This window comes from Akkermansia muciniphila (assembly GCF_002884975.1).
GTDB classification, from domain to species: domain Bacteria; phylum Verrucomicrobiota; class Verrucomicrobiia; order Verrucomicrobiales; family Akkermansiaceae; genus Akkermansia; species Akkermansia muciniphila_C.
Genome location: NZ_PJKB01000001.1, coordinates 470,113 through 489,414 on the forward strand (window position 1 = coordinate 470,113; position 19,302 = coordinate 489,414).

At 59.1% G+C, this 19,302-nt stretch carries 17 protein-coding genes; 14 read left to right on the forward strand and 3 right to left on the reverse strand.

Annotated elements, in window-relative coordinates; all coding sequences use genetic code 11:
• Positions 1–355 precede the first annotated feature (355 nt).
• The 11 genes from CXU21_RS01975 to CXU21_RS02025 all read left to right on the forward strand — a co-directional run bounded on the left by CXU21_RS01975 (position 356) and on the right by CXU21_RS02025 (position 11,655).
• Positions 356–709: a cyclophilin-like fold protein gene (locus tag CXU21_RS01975; protein WP_102725414.1), complete on the forward strand. Its 354-nt coding sequence runs from the start codon at positions 356–358 to the stop codon at positions 707–709.
• A 244-nt stretch (positions 710–953) separates the two neighbouring features.
• Entirely contained in the window at positions 954–2,213 is a 1,260-nt protein-coding gene (locus CXU21_RS01980) for a DUF418 domain-containing protein (protein WP_219723145.1), read from the forward strand.
• Positions 2,214–2,234: 21 nt separating this feature from the next.
• Complete coding sequence (locus tag CXU21_RS01985) at positions 2,235–3,245, forward strand: EamA family transporter (RefSeq protein WP_102724859.1); 1,011 nt, start codon at positions 2,235–2,237, stop codon at positions 3,243–3,245.
• Between the two features lie 275 nt (positions 3,246–3,520).
• Positions 3,521–4,393, forward strand: coding sequence for a DUF3737 family protein (locus CXU21_RS01990; RefSeq protein ID WP_102711697.1), 873 nt, complete (start codon positions 3,521–3,523; stop codon positions 4,391–4,393).
• Positions 4,390–5,565 (forward strand): MalY/PatB family protein, encoded by a 1,176-nt coding sequence (locus CXU21_RS01995; RefSeq protein ID WP_102724860.1) that lies wholly within the window; start codon positions 4,390–4,392, stop codon positions 5,563–5,565. The genes CXU21_RS01990 and CXU21_RS01995 overlap by 4 nt, the downstream gene beginning before the upstream one ends.
• 88 nt (positions 5,566–5,653) lie before the next feature.
• Positions 5,654–6,649, forward strand: a complete 996-nt coding sequence (locus CXU21_RS02000) for a DUF362 domain-containing protein (protein ID WP_257997342.1) — start codon at positions 5,654–5,656, stop codon at positions 6,647–6,649.
• Positions 6,650–6,698: 49 nt separating this feature from the next.
• A complete protein-coding gene (locus CXU21_RS02005) occupies positions 6,699–7,544 on the forward strand; it encodes an aldo/keto reductase (protein WP_102724862.1) in 846 nt (281 codons plus the stop codon).
• A 24-nt stretch (positions 7,545–7,568) separates the two neighbouring features.
• Complete coding sequence (locus tag CXU21_RS02010) at positions 7,569–8,648, forward strand: alpha/beta hydrolase (RefSeq protein ID WP_102724863.1); 1,080 nt, start codon at positions 7,569–7,571, stop codon at positions 8,646–8,648.
• 140 nt (positions 8,649–8,788) lie between these two features.
• Positions 8,789–9,928 (forward strand): metallophosphoesterase, encoded by a 1,140-nt coding sequence (locus tag CXU21_RS02015; RefSeq protein ID WP_102724864.1) that lies wholly within the window; start codon positions 8,789–8,791, stop codon positions 9,926–9,928.
• A gap of 93 nt (positions 9,929–10,021) precedes the next feature.
• Positions 10,022–10,600, forward strand: a complete 579-nt coding sequence (locus CXU21_RS02020) for a flavodoxin (protein WP_257997344.1) — start codon at positions 10,022–10,024, stop codon at positions 10,598–10,600.
• 77 nt (positions 10,601–10,677) lie between these two features.
• Positions 10,678–11,655: a carboxymuconolactone decarboxylase family protein gene (locus CXU21_RS02025; protein WP_219723146.1), complete on the forward strand. Its 978-nt coding sequence runs from the start codon at positions 10,678–10,680 to the stop codon at positions 11,653–11,655.
• Positions 11,656–11,795: 140 nt separating this feature from the next.
• Here CXU21_RS02025 and CXU21_RS02030 read toward each other — a convergent pair whose 3' ends face one another.
• Entirely contained in the window at positions 11,796–12,281 is a 486-nt protein-coding gene (locus CXU21_RS02030; RefSeq protein ID WP_102711393.1) for a MerR family transcriptional regulator, read from the reverse strand.
• Positions 12,282–12,625: 344 nt separating this feature from the next.
• On the opposite strand from CXU21_RS02030, the gene CXU21_RS02035 reads away from it, so the two are divergent.
• Positions 12,626–13,075 (forward strand): YhcH/YjgK/YiaL family protein, encoded by a 450-nt coding sequence (locus CXU21_RS02035; protein WP_180972584.1) that lies wholly within the window; start codon positions 12,626–12,628, stop codon positions 13,073–13,075.
• An 89-nt stretch (positions 13,076–13,164) separates the two neighbouring features.
• Here CXU21_RS02035 and CXU21_RS02040 read toward each other — a convergent pair whose 3' ends face one another.
• Both CXU21_RS02040 and CXU21_RS02045 read right to left on the reverse strand, forming a co-directional pair.
• Positions 13,165–14,655 (reverse strand): alpha-amylase, encoded by a 1,491-nt coding sequence (locus CXU21_RS02040; RefSeq protein ID WP_102724867.1) that lies wholly within the window; start codon positions 14,653–14,655, stop codon positions 13,165–13,167.
• Positions 14,656–14,925: 270 nt separating this feature from the next.
• Positions 14,926–16,311, reverse strand: a complete 1,386-nt coding sequence (locus CXU21_RS02045) for an MATE family efflux transporter (protein ID WP_102724868.1) — start codon at positions 16,309–16,311, stop codon at positions 14,926–14,928.
• A 179-nt stretch (positions 16,312–16,490) separates the two neighbouring features.
• Here CXU21_RS02045 and CXU21_RS02050 point away from each other — a divergent pair, with 179 nt between their 5' ends.
• Positions 16,491–16,934, forward strand: a complete 444-nt coding sequence (locus CXU21_RS02050; RefSeq protein ID WP_146016516.1) for a hypothetical protein — start codon at positions 16,491–16,493, stop codon at positions 16,932–16,934.
• A 110-nt stretch (positions 16,935–17,044) separates the two neighbouring features.
• Positions 17,045–19,222, forward strand: a complete 2,178-nt coding sequence (locus CXU21_RS02055; RefSeq protein WP_102724869.1) for a family 20 glycosylhydrolase — start codon at positions 17,045–17,047, stop codon at positions 19,220–19,222.
• The last annotated feature ends 80 nt before the right edge of the window (positions 19,223–19,302 follow it).

Genomic DNA, 19,302 nt, shown 5'->3' on the forward strand with positions numbered 1-19,302 from the left:
TAATATCAACCGGATTTCATATAGAATGTTTTTTGCGCCCAGCGAGGATAGGTGAGACAGCTTCCCGCGGCGTCCGATTTCCCGGGTGGGGATGAGGGCGCCGCGGGAAGAAAAGCTCCGGCAATGTTTCCGGCTTCTCCCCTGCCTGTGGTGCGCCTTCCGTTGCCGGAGAAGGCCGGCAGCCGTTTTTTCTTTCTTCGCGGGGATTCCCGGTCCCGTTCAATCCTGCCGGGCAGCCATTCCTATTAAAATATAGACGATGAAAAAATTATTACCATATTTGTACGCGGCAGGGGCTTTCCTTGCCCCCTGTTGCGCCGCGGAGCCGGAGACTCCCCAGCCATCCCCGAACACCATGAATATTACGATTAAAGCAGGAGAAAAGGAAATTGCCGCCACTCTTCAGGACAATGCCGCCGCCAGGGATTTCGTGGCCCGGCTTCCCCTGACGCTGACGCTGGAGGATTACGGCGATACCGAGAAGATCAGCCCTCTGCCCGGCAAGTTGTCCACTGCCGGGGCTCCGGCCATGGGGAAGCCCTTCCGGGGGGCCATCGCCTATTACGCCCCGTGGGGCAATTTGTGCATTTTCAGGAAGGCCTTCGAGCCGTCCCGCGGCCTGGTGATTCTGGGGAGCGTGGACGGGGAAGGGATGAAGGCGCTGGATGTTTCCGGAAAGATCCGCGTGACCATTGACGTGAAACGCTGACCTTCCGGTTTGTCCGGCAGGTTTTTATCCCGGTTCTCCGGGATGGGGCAGCGTTCCTTTTTTAAGGAATCGGGAGAAGGCTGTTTTTCCCGGGCAGGGGCCTGTTGCCTCATTTTTTTGGGAGAAAAGATATTAAAGATACATGAGGCTTTTTGTAATGATATGAAAATAAAATATTTATTGAATACGTGCGTTGCAGTGCCCGGAGATGGGAAAGGAGGGGCGGATGCCTCCCGTTGACAGGATGGGACCCGTCAGCACGCGGGAGCGTTCCGTGATTCTGGACGCCTTGAGGGGACTGGCGCTTTTCGGCATCTGCCTGGCGAATTTTCCAGAGTTTTCCCTGTACACGTTCCAGAGTCCGGAGGTTGTTTCCGCCATGCCCACCGCCGGAATCGACCGGGTGGTCCGCTTCCTCCAGTACGTGTTTATTGACGGCAAGTTTTACAGCCTGTTTTCCCTGTTGTTCGGCATCGGCTTTTCCATCATGATGTCCCATTCCATGGAGAAGGGGCGCGACGGCATCGCCGTTTTTTACCGCAGGATGGGCCTTCTGGCCCTGATCGGGCTGCTGCACCTGATGCTCCTGTGGAGCGGGGACATCCTGCTTCTGTATGCGCTGGCCGGCCTGCTGCTGCCGCTGTTCCGGAATGTGCCGGACAGAAAGCTGCTGGCGATTGCCGCCGCGCTTGTTTTCTGCCCCGTTCTCATGGATGCCCTGAAGGTTTTTTCAGGCTACCGGTTTGACCTCGCCGCCCCGGTGGGGGGCGCAGTACGGTATTTCAACGGCCTCAGCGGGATTACGGACGCGAATTTCGGCAGATGGCTGGTGGACGGGGAACATTATTCCGACGTTCTGAAGTTCACCCTGTCCGGGGCGTTCATCCGCGTCCAGGAGCTGCTGGAGAGCAACCGCGTCTTCAAGGTGCTGGGCTTGTTCCTGCTGGGGCTGTATGTGGGAAGGAACGGAATTTATGCGAATCTGGAGAGGCGGCGGACGCTGTTGAAGAGGGTATGCCGCTGCGGTTTTCTGGCGGGGCTGCCCCTTTCCTTCCTGTACGCCGCCCATGCGCTTCACCTGCTGGGCGGCGGGCCCGTGGCCGGGGCCTTCCTGTATGCCGTCAGCGTTATTCCCCTCAGCCTGGCGTATGTGTCCGTTTTCTGCCTGTGGTTCCTTCGCCGGAAAGACGCTTCCTTGTTCCGGGCGCTGGCGGCTCCCGGGCGGATGGCGCTGACCAATTACATCGGGCAGTCCGTGCTGGGCATCGTCCTGTTTTACGGAATAGGCTTCCGCCTGGGGGCCCGGCTGGGGCTGGCGCAGGTGGAACTGGTAGCTGCCTCCGTCTTCCTGTTCCAGGCGCTGTTCAGCCGCGTCTGGCTGAAGTTCTGCCTGTTCGGCCCCCTGGAATGGGGCTGGCGCATGCTGACGTACGGGAAAAGGCTCCGGTTGTTCCGGAAGACTCCGGTTTTCCCCGGAAGGAAGGCGGCTCCTTTTAACAAGTAAAGAGTTCATGGAGGTTTTCCAATGGCTGTTTATCCAATCACGGAGCCGCCGGGCCGGCTGGGAGTCATCACCGCGTATCTGATGATTTACGTGGTGTGGGGGTCCACCTATTATTTTATCGGGACGGCGCTGCAGGGGTTCCCTCCGTTTCTGCTGGGCGGAATGCGCTTCTGCACGGCGGGGCTCCTTCTGCTGCTGGCCGGGCGGGCAAGGGGGGAGGATATTTTCCGGGGTCCCCTGGTCCGGAAGTCCGCCGTCAGCGGCATTATCCTCCTTTTCGTGGATATGGCCGTCGTCATGCTGGCCCAGCAGTATTTGAGCAGCAGCCTGGTGGCGATCATCGCATCGTCCACGGCCATCTGGATTATCGCGCTGGATGTTCCCATGTGGCGCAGGAATTTCCGGAGCATTTCCGTTTTGGCGGGGATAGCGGCCGGATTCCTGGGAGTAGGCCTTTTGTTCGCGGAGCAGCTTGGACGGGAGGAAGGGGGCGGCCAGGGCGCGCACGGTATCCTGCTGCTGGTTTTCGGCTGCGTTTCCTGGGCTTTGGGGACGCTGTACGCCAAGTACCGTTCCTGCGCGGAGGAGGCGGTCAACAATGTGGGCGGGGCGGCGTGGCAAATGCTCGCGGCGGGGGTGATGTTCTGGTGCTGGGCCCTCGTCCGGAAGGAGCCGGAGAACATGGATTGGGAGGAAGTTCCTGCTTCCGCGTGGCTGTCACTCCTTTATCTGGTGCTGTTCGGCTCCGTCCTGGCGTACACCAGCTATATCTGGCTGCTGAAGGTTCGTCCGGCGGCGGAAGTAGGCACGCACGCCTATGTGAACCCCCTGGTGGCCGTCGTCCTGGGGTGCGCGGCGGGAGGGGAAGGGATGACGTGGGCGCGGATGGCCGGGCTGTTCATCATCCTGGGGAGCATCGCGCTGGTGAGGAGAACGCCTCCGGAAGATTCCGCCGGGAAAGGGCGCGCGCTTTCCCCTGCGGCCGCCATGGCGTACAGAAAGGGAATATCGTGCCGGGAACCTGAAAAATGAAGTTGTTTTCATGATTTCACGGTTCATGAAATGATCTTTATGACAGTTAATATTTATTAATTATGAATACATTACAAATGATGAACGAGAAAATGCTAAAAATCCTTTGCATTACAGTTACTATAAGGAATAGCCTGAAGGAAGAAAGAAGAAGGCCGGGAATGCGGAGAATGCCGCTCCCCGTCTTTTTCCCGGTCTTCCTTTTCCGGATGCCGATTGCCGCCGCTTAAACGCATATGATGAATTCCAAAAGAACATTTTACCAACCCATCACCATGACCAAGAAAATGATTAAGAATACTTCCTACGAGGGGGAGCGCCCCTTGTTTGCCTCCCATCATCTGAGGCTGGAAGACGTCACGATTTATCCGGGAGAGTCCGCCCTGAAGGAATGCTCCGACATTGAAGCCGTACGGTGCGAGTTCCGGGGGAAGTACCCTTTCTGGCACAACGACGGCTTGCTGATTGAGAATTGCCTGTTCAGGGAAGGCGCCCGAGCCGCCATCTGGTATTCCCGGAACCTGCGCATGAAGGATACGCGGGTGGAAGCCCCCAAGATGTTCCGGGACATGGACGGGATGGTTCTGGAGAACGTGGTCCTGACGGACGCCCTGGAATGCTGCTGGCACTGCCGGAACGCGGAGCTGCGCAACGTACAGGCGGAGCACGGGGATTACCTGTTCATGCACGGGGAGAATATGGACATTGACGGTTTCCGGCTGAACGGGAACTACTCCTTCCAGTATTGCAGGAATGTGGTGATCCGGAATGCGGAGATTCATTCCAAGGACGCCTTCTGGAATACGGAGGACGTGACGGTGTACGATTCCGTGGTGGACGGGGAATACCTGGGCTGGCATTCCAAAAACCTCCGCCTGGTGAATTGCCGTATTTCCGGCACGCAGGCATTGTGCTACGCGGAGAACCTGGTGCTGGAAAACTGCACGTTCGGGGAGGATGCGGACCTTTGTTTTGAATATTCCTCCGTGCAGGCGGAAATCAAGGGGCGCGTGCACAGCGTCAAGAACCCGCGCAGCGGACGCATCGTGGCGGAAGAGTACGGGGAGGTTATTTTGGACGAGCATTGCAAGGCTCCGGCCAACTGCTCCATTGAAACGGGAAAAACGCAGTCGGGAGAAGCAGCATGAAGTACGATTTTGACACCGTTGTGCCGCGCCGGGGAACGAATTCCTACAAGTGGGATTCCATGCCCCGGGCGGACATTCTGCCCATGTGGGTGGCGGACATGGATTTCCGCACGGCTCCGGCGGTGACGGAAGCCATCCGGAAGAGGGCCGAACACGGCATTTTCGGCTACACGCGGGTTCCGGATTCCTATTATGAGGCGGTCATGAACTGGTTTGAACGCCGCCACGGCTGGAAGATCAGTCCGGAGTGGATTATTTACACCACGGGGGTGGTGCCCGCGCTGTCCGCCATCATCCGGGCCCTGACGGCTCCGGGGGACAAGGTGCTGGTGCAGACGCCCGTGTACAATTGCTTTTTTTCCTCCATCCGCAATAACGGGTGCGTGGCGGAAACCAGCCCGCTGAAGTACGAGAACGGGAGGTACGCGCTTGACGCGGAGGACCTGGAGCAGAAGGCGGCGGATCCCGCCGTCAAGCTCCTGCTCCTGTGCAATCCCCACAATCCCGCCGGGCGCGTCTGGATGAGGCCGGAGCTGGAGAAGATCGCGGATATCTGCCGGAGAAACGGCGTGCTGGTGGTGGCGGATGAGATTCATTGCGAGCTGACGTATCCCGGCCATCCCTACATGCCGTTCGCCTCCCTTTCGGAGGAGGCCCTGCTCCATTCCGTCACCTGCATTTCCCCCAGCAAGGCCTTTAATCTGGCGGGCATCCAGATCGCCAATATCGTCGCGGCGGATGAGGAGGTTCGGAGGAAGATTGACAAGGCCATCAACATCAACGAGGTGTGCGATGTCAATTCCTTCGCCGTGGATGCTCTGGAAGCGGCCTACAACGGCGGAGAGGACTGGCTGGAGGAGCTGAAGCTTTACCTTTACGGGAATTACGAGACGCTCCGGGACATGCTGGGCGAACGCCTGCCGCAGCTCCGCGTGCTGCCGCTGGAGGGAACGTACCTGGTCTGGATAGATTGCTCCGCGCTGGGGCTTTCCTCCGCGGAAATTGTCCGTTTGCTGGAGGAAGAGGGACGGGTGCTCGTCAACGGCGGGGAAATGTACGGGGAATCGGAGGGCTGTTTCATCCGCCTGAACATTGCCTGTCCCCGGAAACTGCTGATTGAGGGGGTGGAAAGAATCTGCCGTACGCTGGGCGGCCGCGTTTCCGGAACATGAACGCGTCCGGCGGCCTGAAAGGTCTCACTGGAGAGAGCGCGAAGAACGATCATCAAGAACAAACAATCAAGTTGCCATGAGAAACAATATGACGAGAAGAGCGTGGCTCCAGTCTTCCACCGCGGCCCTGGCGTGCCTGGCCTTGCCGGAATATGCGCTGGGCGCGGCCGCGGAGAAGAACGGAGCTTCCAGGGTATGGATGACAAAGGAGATTTCTCCGGAGGCTCTCGTAAGGATTTACGAGGCCCTGGGGCGTCCGGCCACGGGAAAGGCGGCCGTCAAGATCAGCACCGGGGAGCCGGGCGGCCGCAATTTCCTGAGTCCGGCCCTGATCAAGGGCCTGGTGCACCGCGTGAACGGCACCATCGTAGAGTGCAATACGGCTTACGGCGGCAAGCGGTCCTGGACGGAGGACCACCTCCGTGCCGCGAAGGAGCACGGTTTTTCCGACATTGCCAGGGTGGATATCATGGACGCGGAGGGAGAGTTCACCATCCCGGTGAAGGACAGGAAGCACCTGGAATACGATATCGTAGGGAACCATTTGAAGAATTATGATTTCATGATCAACCTGGCCCACTTCAAGGGGCACGCCATGGGCGGCTTCGGCGGCGTGATCAAGAACCAGTCCATCGGCGTGGCTTCCGCAAGCGGCAAGGCGTACATCCATTCCGCCGGAAAAACGCGGGACGTTGCCGCCGTGTGGAACAATCTGGCCGCGCAGGACGACTTTCTGGAGTCCATGGCCGCCTCCGCTCAGGCGGTGGCCGATTACTTCGGGGACAGGATTCTGTATATCAACGTGATGAACAAGCTGTCCATTGACTGCGATTGCGATGCCCACCCCCATGACCCGGAGATGAAGGACATCGGCATTCTGGCTTCCCTTGACCCGGTGGCGCTGGACCAGGCCTGCCTGGACCTCGTTTACGCCGTCAAGCCTTCCGCCGGAGACAACAGCAAACCCCTGATTGAGCGCATTGAAAGCCGCCATGGGCGGCACACGGTGGATTACGCCGAACAGATAGGCCTGGGTACCAGGAAGTATGAGCTGAAGGAGCTGGAACCGCAGCAGGGCGTTTAACGGAGTATTTCCCTTTCAATATCAAAAATAATAAAAAACAGAAACAGTTATGGAAGAAGTTACATTAAACAACGGAGTTGTCATGCCCATCCTGGGCTTTGGAGTTTTTCAGATTCCCGACGCCGCAGAGTGCGAGCGCTGCGTGCTGGACGCGATCGGCGCCGGCTACCGTTCCATTGATACGGCCCAGATTTACGGCAATGAGGAGGCCGTAGGCCGCGCGGCGGAGAAGAGCGGGGTGCCGCGCGAGGAATTGTTCCTCACCACGAAGGTGTGGATTACCAACGGCGGGTATGAAAAGGCGAAGGCTTCCATTGACGAGTCCCTGCGCAAGCTGCGCACGGATTACGTGGACCTGCTGCTCATCCACCAGCCCTTCAACGATTATTACGGCACTTACCGGGCCATGGAAGAGGCTAACCGGGCCGGAAAGGTCCGTGCCATCGGCGTGAGCAATTTTTATCCGGACCGTTTTGTGGACCTGGCGGAGTTCTGCGAGATCAAGCCCGCCGTCAACCAGGTGGAAACGCACGTGTTCAACCAGCAGGTGAAGGCCCGGGAGCTGATGGCGAAGTACAGTACCAGGATGGAATCCTGGGGGCCCTTCGCGGAAGGCCGCAATGGATTTTTCACGAATCCGGTGCTGAAGGACATCGGAGAGAAGTACGGCAAGACTCCGGCGCAGACGGCCCTGCGCTTCCTGATCCAGCGCGGCGTCATCGTCATTCCGAAGACGACCCACCGGGAAAGGATGGAGGAGAATTTCAACGTCTTTGACTTTGAACTTTCCCAGGAGGACATGGGGGCCATCGCCAGGCTGGACCGCGGAGAGAGCCTTTTCCTGTGCCATCAGGACCCCGAATCAGTCCTGTACCTGATCAATTACGGAAAGTAATAATTCACCTTAAGTATTAGAAAGATGACAGGGCATTCATTTAAAAGGTTTTGCGCGGCTTTCTCCGCCTGCATTTGCTGTGCAGGGAGCTTATCTGCTGAAAATAATAACGCCAACACGGACAGGATCATGAACGAAAAACTGAATTTAACGCAGGAATGGGACAAGGTGTTTCCGAAGAGCGACAAGGTAGACCACCGCAAGGTAAGCTTCCGCAACCGCTACGGCATTACGCTGGCCGCGGATTTGTATATCCCCCGGAAGGCTGGCGGAAAGTTGCCGGCTATCGCCGTTTCCGGCCCCTTCGGAGCCGTGAAGGAACAATCTTCCGGGCTCTATGCCCAGACGATGGCCGAGCGCGGTTTTCTAACGATCGCGTTTGATCCCTCGTATACGGGAGAAAGCGGCGGGGAACCCCGTTATGTCGCTTCCCCGGACATCAATACGGAGGATTTCTCCGCCGCCGTCGACTACCTCTCCACACGCGACGACGTGGACCCCGAACGCATCGGAATCATCGGCATTTGCGGGTGGGGCGGCATGGCGGTGAACGCGGCGGCTATCGACACCCGCATCAAGGCGGCGGTAGCGTCCACGATGTACGATATGAGCCGAGTGAACGCCAACGGCTATTTCGACGCGATGGACGCCGACGCCCGTTATGAGCTTCGCAAACAACTGAATGCCCAGCGCACCGCCGATGCAAAAAACGGTTCTTATGCGCTCGCGGGGGGCGTGCCCGATCCCCTGCCCGACGATGCCCCCGGATTCGTGAAGGATTACTACAATTACTATAAGACGCCCCGCGGCTACCACAAGCGTTCGCTCAACTCAAACGGCGGATGGAATACCACCTCCGCGCTCTCGTTCATCAATATGCCCCTCCTGGCGTACAGCGGGGAAATCCGCAGCGCCGTGCTCATGATTCACGGAGAAAAAGCCCATTCACGCTATTTCAGCGAGGATGCCTTCAAGAAATTGAAGGGGGATAACAAGGAGCTGATGATCATTCCCGGCGCGAGCCATGTGGATCTCTATGACAATCAAGCCGGGGTTATTCCTTTCGGCAAAATCGAGCAGTTCTTTCAGGAGCATCTGAAATAAGGAGGTTCTGCGGCTGACTTTGAAGGGAGCTGATTACGGTGAGGGACTCAACATGATAAGCCGTCTGCCGGTTGTTCACAGGGGAAGGACAGCGTTCTTCCCGTTCCGGCGGGGTTCAAGCCATTTTAAGCAAGAGACACATGATACTGATTTTCGGAGCACTGCTGGCGGTTTACGTTTTCTGCCGCGCCATTCTGCCGCTTAGGTTGAAATGGGGCTGGAAGGCCCTGCTTTCTGTCCTTCTGGCGGTGGCGGCGTTCAAATTCCATCTGCTGCATTTGTTCGGCGGCCCCATGTTTTTCTCCCCGGTTCTGCCGGAAGGCGTCCTGCTGGCGGCCGCATGGCTGTTCTCCGTGCTTTTCCTGTTCTTTTTCCTGCTGCTGGCGGCGGACGCGGCGCGCCTCCTGTACCTGCTGGTTCTGTTCTGCCTGCGGAAGAAGAGGATGGAACGGTTCCGCATCATCGGCAACCGGGTGAACCTTGTCCTGCTGGCTTTCGCCGCCGTACTGGCTACCGTGGGGATGGCCGGAGGCACCGGGGTGCCGCGGGTGAAGGAGGAAACGATTTCCGTGAACCATCTGCCGGATGGGGCGGACGGCCTGGCAGTCGCCGTGCTGGCGGACCTTCATGTGGACGGCATCACGCGGGCGGACCGCATCAGGAAAATTGTGGAACGCACGAATGCCCTGAATCCGGACATCGTCATTATTGCCGGGGACTTCGTGGACGGGACGGTTCCCGTGCACGGGGATGATTTGAGGCCGCTTGCGGATTTGAAGGCCAGGTACGGGGTATTCGGCGTGCCGGGCAATCATGAGTATTATTCCGGTTATGAGGAGTGGATGGAGTTCCTGCCCACCCTGGGCATCCGTATGCTTCACAATGAACATGTGCAGACGGGCGGGGGCGCGGTGGTGCTGGCGGGGGTGACGGATCCTGTGGCCGGCATCATGGGGAAGGAGGAGCCGGATATACGCAAGGCGTTGGTGGGAGCCCCGGAAAAGGGGGTGCGCATCCTGGCCTCCCACCAGCCGCGCTTGGCCCCGGAAGCGGCCGCGCACGGCGTGGACCTCCAGGTTTCCGGCCATACGCACGGCGGCATGATTGCCGGCATTGACCGGCTGGTGGCCCGGTTCAACGAGGGCTTTGTGTCCGGATTGTACACGGTGGGGGGTATGAAGCTGTATGTCTCCAACGGGGCGGGGATTTGGAACGGCTTTCCCATCCGCATCGGCGTTCCTTCGGAAATCGTGCTGATCCGGCTCCGGAAAGAGGAATAAGAGTGTTGAGGGTGGAGAGTTCAGAGTTCAGAGTGAGTGGGCGTAGTCCCGGAGATGACGGGGGAAAACATGTTGACTTATAGCTTCTAACTTATGAAAACAACATCAATGATATGCACGCTGGCGGTCGCCCTGATGACGGGGGCCGGATGCTCGGGACAGGAACAGCCCAAGGTTTCCGCTGAACCCTCCAAGGTTCTCATTGCCTATTATTCATGGGGCGGCAATACGAAGTACGCCGCCGCGCAGATTCAGAAGGCGACGGGCGGAACCCTGTTTGAAATCAAGCCGGTCAAGCCTTACCCGTCCGGGTACCGGGAATGTACGGTACAGGCCAAAAAGGAGATTCAGGAAGGCGTCAGGCCGGAGCTGGCCGCCAGGGTGGAGGACATGGGCAAGTACGACGTGATTTTCATCGGCAGTCCCAACTGGTGGAGCACGATTGCGCCTCCGGTCGCCTCTTTCCTGGCAAGCCACGACCTTTCCGGCAAGACGGTGATTCCGTTTGTGACGCACGGAGGCGGCGGCATGGCGCGCTGCGGGGACGAGGTGCGGAAGCTGTGCCCCAAATCCACCGTTCTCAAGGGGGGAGCCTTTGCCGGGGAAGGGATCCGGACGGCCAGGCCCGCGCTGGTCAAGTGGGTCAATGACACGATCACCATCAACAAATAATGCTCCTTATGAAACGAACCCTTGCGGGAATGGCTTTTTCCCTTGCCTGTCTGATGAACCTTTCAGAAGCCCAAACCATGAATAACGATACAAGCGCCTTGTCGCCAAAAGAACAACAGATTGCCGCCATCAGTGCCCATACGGCCAGGGGCGACATGCCCGGCCTGCGGAACGCCCTAACGGCGGGGCTGGATGCCGGACTGACCCTGAACGAGCTCAAGGAGGTGCTGGTCCAGATGTATGCCTATTGCGGTTTTCCACGCAGCCTGAATGCCCTTAATGAGTTGATGGTTCTGGCGAAGGAACGGGCCTCGCGCGGCATTAATGATACGGTGGGCAGGGAGGCCGGAGCGCCTCCCGCCGGAAAGAGCATTGACTTCGGCACGGCCAACCAGACGAAGCTTTGCGGCGCTCCGGTGAAGGGGGAGCTATTCCTGTTCGCCCCGGCCATTGACGAGTTCCTGAAGGCGCATTTGTTCGGAGATATTTTCGGCCGCGACAATATGGACTGGAAGACCCGGGAGCTGGCCACCATTGCGGCCCTGTCCGCCATGACGGGCACGGAAAGCCAGTTGAACTCCCACATCCGCATCGGGAAGCACAACGGCCTGACTGACGGGCAGGTGGAGGCCATTCTGGCCGTATCCGCCGCTGCCGGGAAGAAGGACGCCTTCCCCAAAGGGGAGCCGGCTCCGGCCAATTTCACCGGAAAAGCCTGGGTAGCCATGCTGGTGGACAACAGGGATTACGACATGTCCGCCTATAACGTCACCTTTGCCCCCGGCACGCGGAACAACTGGCACAGCCATTCCGTGGGGCAGGTGCTGTTCTGCACGGAAGGCACGGGATACTACCAGGAGCGCGGCAAGGCCGCCCGGCGCCTGACGCCCGGTTCCGTGGTGGAAATCCCGGCCAATACGGAGCACTGGCACGGCGCGGCGCCGGACAGTGGGTTCGTGCACCTTGGCATCACGCCCAGGGCGGCTTCCAACAGGACGGCGTGGGGAGGCCCCGTGACGGATGCTGAATATGCTGAAGCCACGGGCAGCAAATAAAAACGCCGGGGCAGCCCCGCGGTCCCTCCTTTTCCCGGGGAGAGGGAAAGGGGCGTTTTCTTCCTGAGCGGGAACACGGAAGGGCCGGGGATTCCAACGGAATTCCCGGCCCTTCCTTTTTACGGTTTTGAGGGAGCGGCCTATTCCTCCGGAGCGATGTTCGGTTCGCTGGCGCTGGCATGGTTCAGCGGATTACAGCTGTCCGGCCTGCGGTTGTCCAGCAGGTCCTGGTAGAATTTCTTCTTGTATTTCAAGACTTCCATCTGTTTTTTCAGGATGCGGAGCTGTTCCCGGAGGCTTTTCTCCTGCTTGAAAATCAGTTCCGCGCGTTCCGGAATGGTGGTGTCCCCTTCCTGGCACAGGTCAATGTAGTGCTTGACGCCTTCAATCGGGAGGCCCGTCATCCGGAGGCAGTGAACCAGGCGCAGCCAGCCCAGGGTGTAGTCCGAAAACATGCGGGCATTGCCTCCGCTGCGGTCCACATCCGGAATCAATCCGGCGTTTTCATAATACCGGATGGTGTAGGCGGACATCTCCATCATTTCCGCAACCTGTTTCACGGTATATTTGGGAGTGCGGTCATAGGAAGGCCGGTAGGAGCTGGATGGGTTCTTTTGTGTGATCATTGTGCAGTTGATGGCTTACAGTTACTCTAATATACTTCCAGGCGCGGAAAGACAAGCGTTTTGACGGGATTCAGGGAGGGGAAGGTTCTGAAAACGCGTGAACATCCATCAGTGAATAACATGATGATAACATGTGAATAAACAGAGGGGCGTTTTTTCATCTCTGTTCCGGAGAAGAACGGCGGAAAGAACGCGGCAGTTTTTCTTCCGGCGGAAGAGTACGCCTCTTTTCATGTACTCCCCGGACTGCGGGGAAAGGGCGCAGGATCGCCGGGAGGGCCAAAGGGTTTGACGGCTGGCGGCGGCGCATTACAATGAAGACCGTTCCAGACAAGACCCCCGCCATGATTATTGCCTCCCTTTCCGACGCCGCCCGATACGAGAAACTGAATCCGCTGTTCAAGCGGGCTTTTGATTTTGTGAGGGGGGCTGATCCGGCTTCCCTGGAGCCGGGACCCCACGTCCTGGAGGAAGATGCCCTGGTTGTGATGGTGAATGAACCCGTGATGAAGAAGCCGGAGAAGGCCCGCATGGAAGTGCACGACAGGTTCATAGACATCCATGTGCCCCTCACCCGGGAGGAAGGGTTTGCGTGGAAGGACCGCTCTGCCCTGGAAAAGCCTTCCGAGCCGTTCAACACGGAGAAGGACGCGCAGCATTACGACGATGCGCCGGATACCTCTTTTGCCGTGAAGCCGGGGCAGTTCGCCGTCTTTTTCCCGGAGGATGCCCATGCCGGCTGCATCGGGGAAGGGGCTCTCCGTAAACTGGTGATTAAAGTCAGAACGGCCTGACCCGCATTCCGGAAAGATGGTCCGGTGCCGGGACAGGCCGTTCCTCCACGCCCGCTCCGGCTTGCCTGCCGGCGGGGCAATCATTCAATTTATTCCTCGTCTTCCACCCTGGCGTCCTGCTTGGGGTCCTGCGGAGCGTTTTCCGGAATCCAGACGGCCACGTTGCCGCCGTGGACGAGGAACTGGCCATTGCCTTCCTCGTCAATGGTGACGGTTTCCTCCACGTTCCCGGTGGCTTCCTTCCAGGTTTCCCCGGCGTGCTGCTTGCCCACGTTCATCACCTTGTCCCCGTCCTCTCCGTTGGAGATGAGCACGGCCACGCCGGAATGCGGGTGGTCGTCATCCCCCACGCGGGTGAAACCGATGGTGTTTGGGTGGTCAAAGTAGTAGTTCTGCTCCCCGAAGGCATGGTTTTTGCGGATTTCCAGCAAGTTGTCGATGATGCCGCGGTGCATGGGAGGATTGCCGCTTACTCCGTAATAGTCCCCGTAGAAGATGCAGGGGTAGCCTTCCTTCATGAGCAGGATGAGCGCATAGGCGGAGGGCTTGAACCAGTCTTCCACGGCTGATTCCAGGGAGCTGCCCCACTGGGAGTCATGGTTGTCCACAAAGGTGACGGCCAGCGTGGGGTGGTTCTGGACCAGGGTGCCGTCCAGAATCTTGGAAAGGTCGTAATCACGGCCCTGCTTGGAGGCCTGGTACATGTTGTAGTGCAGGGGCACGTCAAACAGGTCCACCTTGTAGCGTTCCTCCTTGAGATAATCGTTCAGGGAGTCCAGGTCCTGCTTCCAGTATTCGCCCACGGCGTAGAAATCCTCTCCCCGCTCCTTGCGGACGGCGGCCAGGAATTTCTTGATGAACTCGTCATTGATGTGTTTGATGGCGTCCAGCCTCATGCCGTCCAGGTCCAGTTCCCTGGCGACCCATCCGCCCCATTTTTCCATTTCCTTCACCACTTCCGGGTGGTCGAAGTCCAGATTGGCGAACATGAGGTAGTCATAGTTGCCGTTTTCTTCGTCCACGCCCTCGCTCCAGTCCTTGCCATCCCCCATGATCTTGAAGATGGCGGTCTTCTCCGTAGCGGCGTCGTAGTCCGTGCCGGTGAAATGGTACCAGTGCCATTTGAAGTCGGAGTACTTGTCTCCGCGGCCGGGGAAGTTGAAGCCGGTCCAGCCTTCGATTTCGTAGGCGTCCGTGATTTCCTTGTCCCGGTTCTGCTGGTCCACTTCCTTGGCCATGAATTTTTCCGTATAGTCCGCTCCGGCCTTGTGGTTCATCACGGCGTCCAGGTAGACGTCCACATGGTGTTCATGAAGGGCCTTGATGGCGTCCTGGAGTTCCTGCTTGGTGCCGTATTTGGTGCGGACCGTGTTCTTCTGGTCGAATTCCCCCAGGTCAAACAGGTCGTAGGTGCCGTAGCCCACGTCGTTCTGTTCCTTGCCCTTGTAGGCCGGCGGAATCCAGACGGCTGTGACGCCTATTTCCTCCAGATGGGGGGCGTCTTCCTTCAGCTTGTTCCAGAACTGCCCGTCGTTGGGCAGGTTCCACTCAAAATATTGCATCATGATTCCGTTTTTCATTTTGTCAGATTCCTTGTAAATGTCGTTCGGGTTGTTCCGCCTTCAGGAGGCCGGCTGATGGGGAAGGCGGTTCCCTGGCGTCTGCCGGGCGGGGCTCCGCATGATGATTTCACACGAAGCCGTCAACAAAATAGAGTCCTAAAAGCGCGGCGCGTTCGGCATACTGCCGGTGTTATGTCCTGCAAAATGGCGCGGAGAACGCGTGGAAAGCTGGAAAAGAGGGCTTTTCATCAAGGCCGGACTGCCCCGTGCCCGTTCTCTGGAATGGTTTCACGCCCCGCCCGGGCTGTGGTCCAGGTAGTGCCTGTTTTTCAGCCGGTAGTATTTGAGGAACCTGCGGATAAAGAGCAGGGTGACGATGAAGGAGAGCACGTCCGCCAGCGGCAGGGAGGCCCAGACGCCGTCCTGGCCCCAGAACCTGGGCAGCACCAGCAGGAACGGCAACAGGAAGAGCATCTGGCGCGTCAGGGAAAGGAAGATGGCCAGCCGGGCCTTCCCGATGGCCTGGAAGAAGTTGCCGATGATGATCTGGCTGCCGATGAGCGGGAAGGCCAGCACGCAGATGGTGAGGCCGTTGGCCGCCAGGCTGATGAGCGCGGCGTCATCCGTAAAGAGCCCGGCAATGCCGCGGGGGAAGAGGACGCAGGCCAGGAAGCCCAGCGTGGTGAAGGATGTTCCAGCCAGCACGCCGTACTTGAGGGTGAGCAGGACGCGTCCCGGCTTCATGGCCCCGTGGTTGTAGCCGATGATGGGCTGCATGCCCTGCGTGAGGCCGATGACGAGCATGGCGAACAGGATGAGGATGCGGTTGATGATGCCGTAAGCGCCGATAGCCAGGTCCCCCCCGTGGTCCGCAAGCTGCCTGTTGATGGCGATGGTGACCGCGCTGCCGCAGACGTTCACCAGGCACGGAGCCATGCCGATGGACAGGATGCCGGTGACGATGGCCTTCCGCAGTTCCCAGATGCCGCGGCGGAAGTGGACCGTGCTGGCCGCGTCGGAGAAGTGGAGCAGCACGCGCACCATGCCGGTGACCTGGGCAAGCAGGGTGGCCAGGGCGGCCCCGGTGATGCCCCATTTGAACCAGAAGATGAAGATGGGCGCCAGGATGATGTTAACCCCCACGGAGAGCAGGGTGGAGCCCATGGCCTTTTTCGGGTAGCCGGTGGCCCTCATGACGTGGTTGAGGTTGAAGAAAACGTACGTGACGGGCAGCCCCAGCAGGGTGACCAGCATGAAATCGTACGCGTACGTGAGCGTCTGGCCGCTGGCTCCGAAGGCGGTCAGAATTTCCGTCAGGAAGAGAAGCGTGGGAGTGACAAGCACCACGGCGGCGATCAGGCTCATGATGAGGACGTTCCCCAGCGTGCGCTCCGTTCCCTCCTGGTCTTTCTTGCCCAGCCGGATGGAGCTGATGGCCGCCCCGCCGATGCCCACCAGCGTGCCCAGCGCAAAGGTCAGGTTCATGATGGGGAAGGTGACGGCCAGGCCGGACAGGGCCAGGGGGCCCACCCCGTGGCCGATGAAGACGCTGTCAATGATGTTGTACAGGGAGTACACCACCATGCCGGCGATGGAGGGCAGGGAGTACTGGACCAGCAGACGCCATACGGATGCGTTTTCCAATTCTGCGATGTTGCGTGACTGGGCTGCCATGAACGGACCTCCTTTTCAGACGGGAGGCAAACTATAGAAATGCGCGGAGGGGTTGTCAAGCTGTCCACCCGTCCGGGGAACGGGCATTTTTCCGCCGCAGCGGGCGGGAGGCCTGTTTTTGATTGACTGGGGAGGTTTTTGGTAGTTGATTCCTTTCCGCCTTTTTTCAGGAACACGCCATGTCTCTATCCCTTCGCCCCGTTCTTTGCGCCGCCGTCTGCGGAACCGCCTTTTTGTGCTCTTCCTGCCTGCCCATGCTCGGTACCGGGCAGATGCTGGCGGGCAGCCATCTTGCGGACGGCCTGCTGTCCACCTCCCCCCTGGACCTGGTCTGGAGGGGGGACATCAGCTCCTTCCCCTCCTCCGGGCTGGAGACGCCCCGGGGGTTCAAGGTCTCCCCGGCGGATTCCTATTCCCTGCTGATGGAGGCGCGCCCCGGCATAAGCGGAGAGTGGGCCTGCTACCATGACCGGAACAGTTACTACTGGGCCTTTGTGGCCGGGAAGAAGGAGGAGGAAGCGGGGCTTTACGCCGTGCGCCGCGGCGTGGCCGTGAACGGAACCACCGGGGAGATTGAAGACCACCCCGCCGTGCAGGCTGTCCAGCCTCCCTCCGTCATGTAGGCGCGGGTTCTGGTCTTTTTGCAAAAACCGCTGCCAGGAGCCCGTTTTCCGGGCTGTGGAGCACGATAGATTTGACAGGCAGGGGCCTTTGCGGGCGTATTATTACCCGCATGAAGTTCCTTTTATTATCGTTTGCATGGATGTGCATGGCGTGCGCCGGGGCGTGGGGGCAGGATACGGCTCCCTCCTTCCCGGCGAACGGAGCCAATTACAGGTTGTTCCCGGCGGACCAGCCGCCGCTGGTCCCCAAGCCCCAGCAGCTCCGCTGGGACGGCAAGGCCATTCCCGTGCAGTCCGTGCGCATCCTGGCCCCGTCTCCGTCCAGTACTTCCTATCCGGAACAGATGAAGTTCATCGTTTCCGAATTGAAGTCCTTTCTGGCGGACCACCGGGTGAAGGTGGCTCCGGACGGGGCGTTCGCCATCAAGTTCGTGAAGGGGGAGGTGAAGGCCGGAACAGAGAATCCCAAACTGAAGGAAGAGGCCTATTCCCTCCGCGTGACTCCCGGCGGCGCGCTGATTACGGCGGCGGACACCAGGGGGTTTTATTACGGCATGAAAACGCTGGAGCAGCTTCTCCTGCGCCGCGGCGGGACGACGACCATCGCCGCCTGCGACATCGTGGACTGGCCGGATTTTGAAATCCGCGGGTTCATGAATGACGTGGGCCGCAATTACATGCCGCTCCCCCTGATCGCGCAGGAGCTGGATTCCATGGCGCAGCTTAAGCTGAACGTGTACCACTTCCATTTCACGGAGCATCCCGGCTGGCGGCTGGAATCCAAGATTTATCCGGAGCTGAATGATCCCAAGAATTTCACCCGCATGCCGGGCAAATTCTACACGCAGAAGGAGTTCAAGCAGCTCGTGGAGTACTGCCGCCTGCGCAACATCCTGCTGATTCCGGAGATGGACATGCCGGGGCACAGCCAGGCGTTCCGGAAGGCGCTCAACGTGAAGATGAGCGATGAAAAGGCCACCAAGGCCCTGGTGGCCCTGATCAAGGAGATGTGCGCCCTGGTGCCCAAGGAGAAGATGCCTATCATCCACATCGGCACGGACGAGGCCCACGGCAAGGACGAGCAGGTGAACAATGACATTCTGAAGGAATACATCAATGCGGTGGAGTCCTGCGGCCGCACGCCCATGAGGTGGCACCCCGGCCTGACGCCTAAGGGCTATAACGGCTCCATCCTGCAGTTGTGGTCCGGCCGCCAGAACCGCGGTGCATGGCCTGTCAACGGGGCCAAATACGTGGATTCCCTGGAGACCTACCTGAACCACCTCGATCCGTTTGAAACGGCCATGACCATGTATTTCCGCCGGGCGTGCCCGTTCCAGAATGCGGACGGCCTGGGCATGATGCTGTGCTCCTTCCCGGACCTGGAAATTACGGACCCGCGCAACCAGGTTCTCCAGACGCCCGTTTACGCAGGGATGGCGTTCGTTTCCGAGCCCTTGTGGAACAATCCCCATGAAAAGGTGCAGGGAGACCCCAACCAGGACGAGTACATGAAGTATTTCTCCAACCTCCCTGTGCAGGGGGACCCCCTGCTGAAAGGATTTGCGGAGTATGAAAACCGCGTGCTCGCCATCCGGGACCGCTTTTTTGTGAACAAGGAGTTCAATTACGTGCGGCAGGCCAATATTCCGTGGAAGCTGCTTGGCCCCATTCCCAACGGCGGGAAGACGGAAACGGAATTCGCCCCGGAGGCGGACAACAAGACCGGGAAGATGAAGGATTCCTACGAGATTGACGGCGTTACCTACGAGTGGTCCAAGGACGCCTACACCGGAGCCACCATCATCTTCAAGCATTACTGCGATTTCCCGACGCTGTTCAACGGAGCGAAGATGGGGGCCTATCCCCACAAGAACCACACCTATTACGCGCAGACCTGGATTTATTCCCCGAAGGCGCAGACGGTGCCTTTCTGGATCAGCGGCCATACCTGGGCCACGTCCGACTGGCGCAACGGCCCGGCGAGCGTCCCCGGCAAGTGGTTCCACGCGAATCCCAGGTTCTTTGTGAACGGGCAGGAGATTGCCCCCCCTCAATGGAAGAAGCCGCGCAACGGCGGCGTGCTGGTGGATGAAAACTACCATTTTCGGGAGCCTTCCATGGTTCCCCTGAAGAAGGGCTGGAACCGCGTGCTGGTGAAGAGCCCCAGCAACAATTCCGCGCGCCGGTGGATGTTCACGTTCGTTCCGGTGCAGGTGAACCCCAAAACGCCCGGCTGCAACGTGAAGGAGTATCCCGGCCTCAAGTTCTCCACGGAGCCGAAGTAAAGGGCTTTTCCAGCTGTTATTCCCGGTAAATGACGAAGGCATGAAGCGCGTTCCGCTTCATGCCTTCTTTGTGTCCGGAC

Excerpts from the sequence above, each read along its gene's own strand:
- CXU21_RS01985 (WP_102724859.1), top strand. The coding sequence starts at position 2,235 with ATGGCTGTTTATCCAATCACGGAGCCGCCGGGCCGGCTGGGAGTCATC.
- CXU21_RS01975 (WP_102725414.1), top strand. The coding sequence starts at position 356 with ATGAATATTACGATTAAAGCAGGAGAAAAGGAAATTGCCGCCACTCTT.
- CXU21_RS02000 (WP_257997342.1), top strand. The coding sequence starts at position 5,654 with ATGACGAGAAGAGCGTGGCTCCAGTCTTCCACCGCGGCCCTGGCGTGC.
- CXU21_RS02050 (WP_146016516.1), top strand. The coding sequence starts at position 16,491 with ATGTCTCTATCCCTTCGCCCCGTTCTTTGCGCCGCCGTCTGCGGAACC.
- CXU21_RS02055 (WP_102724869.1), top strand. The coding sequence starts at position 17,045 with ATGAAGTTCCTTTTATTATCGTTTGCATGGATGTGCATGGCGTGCGCC.
- CXU21_RS02045 (WP_102724868.1), bottom strand. The coding sequence starts at position 16,311 with ATGGCAGCCCAGTCACGCAACATCGCAGAATTGGAAAACGCATCCGTA.
- CXU21_RS02010 (WP_102724863.1), top strand. The coding sequence starts at position 7,569 with ATGACAGGGCATTCATTTAAAAGGTTTTGCGCGGCTTTCTCCGCCTGC.
- CXU21_RS02030 (WP_102711393.1), bottom strand. The coding sequence starts at position 12,281 with ATGATCACACAAAAGAACCCATCCAGCTCCTACCGGCCTTCCTATGAC.
- CXU21_RS01995 (WP_102724860.1), top strand. The coding sequence starts at position 4,390 with ATGAAGTACGATTTTGACACCGTTGTGCCGCGCCGGGGAACGAATTCC.
- CXU21_RS02020 (WP_257997344.1), top strand. The coding sequence starts at position 10,022 with ATGAAAACAACATCAATGATATGCACGCTGGCGGTCGCCCTGATGACG.
- CXU21_RS02005 (WP_102724862.1), top strand. The coding sequence starts at position 6,699 with ATGGAAGAAGTTACATTAAACAACGGAGTTGTCATGCCCATCCTGGGC.
- CXU21_RS02025 (WP_219723146.1), top strand. The coding sequence starts at position 10,678 with ATGAATAACGATACAAGCGCCTTGTCGCCAAAAGAACAACAGATTGCC.
- CXU21_RS02015 (WP_102724864.1), top strand. The coding sequence starts at position 8,789 with ATGATACTGATTTTCGGAGCACTGCTGGCGGTTTACGTTTTCTGCCGC.
- CXU21_RS01980 (WP_219723145.1), top strand. The coding sequence starts at position 954 with ATGGGACCCGTCAGCACGCGGGAGCGTTCCGTGATTCTGGACGCCTTG.
- CXU21_RS02040 (WP_102724867.1), bottom strand. The coding sequence starts at position 14,655 with ATGAAAAACGGAATCATGATGCAATATTTTGAGTGGAACCTGCCCAAC.
- CXU21_RS01990 (WP_102711697.1), top strand. The coding sequence starts at position 3,521 with ATGACCAAGAAAATGATTAAGAATACTTCCTACGAGGGGGAGCGCCCC.
- CXU21_RS02035 (WP_180972584.1), top strand. The coding sequence starts at position 12,626 with ATGATTATTGCCTCCCTTTCCGACGCCGCCCGATACGAGAAACTGAAT.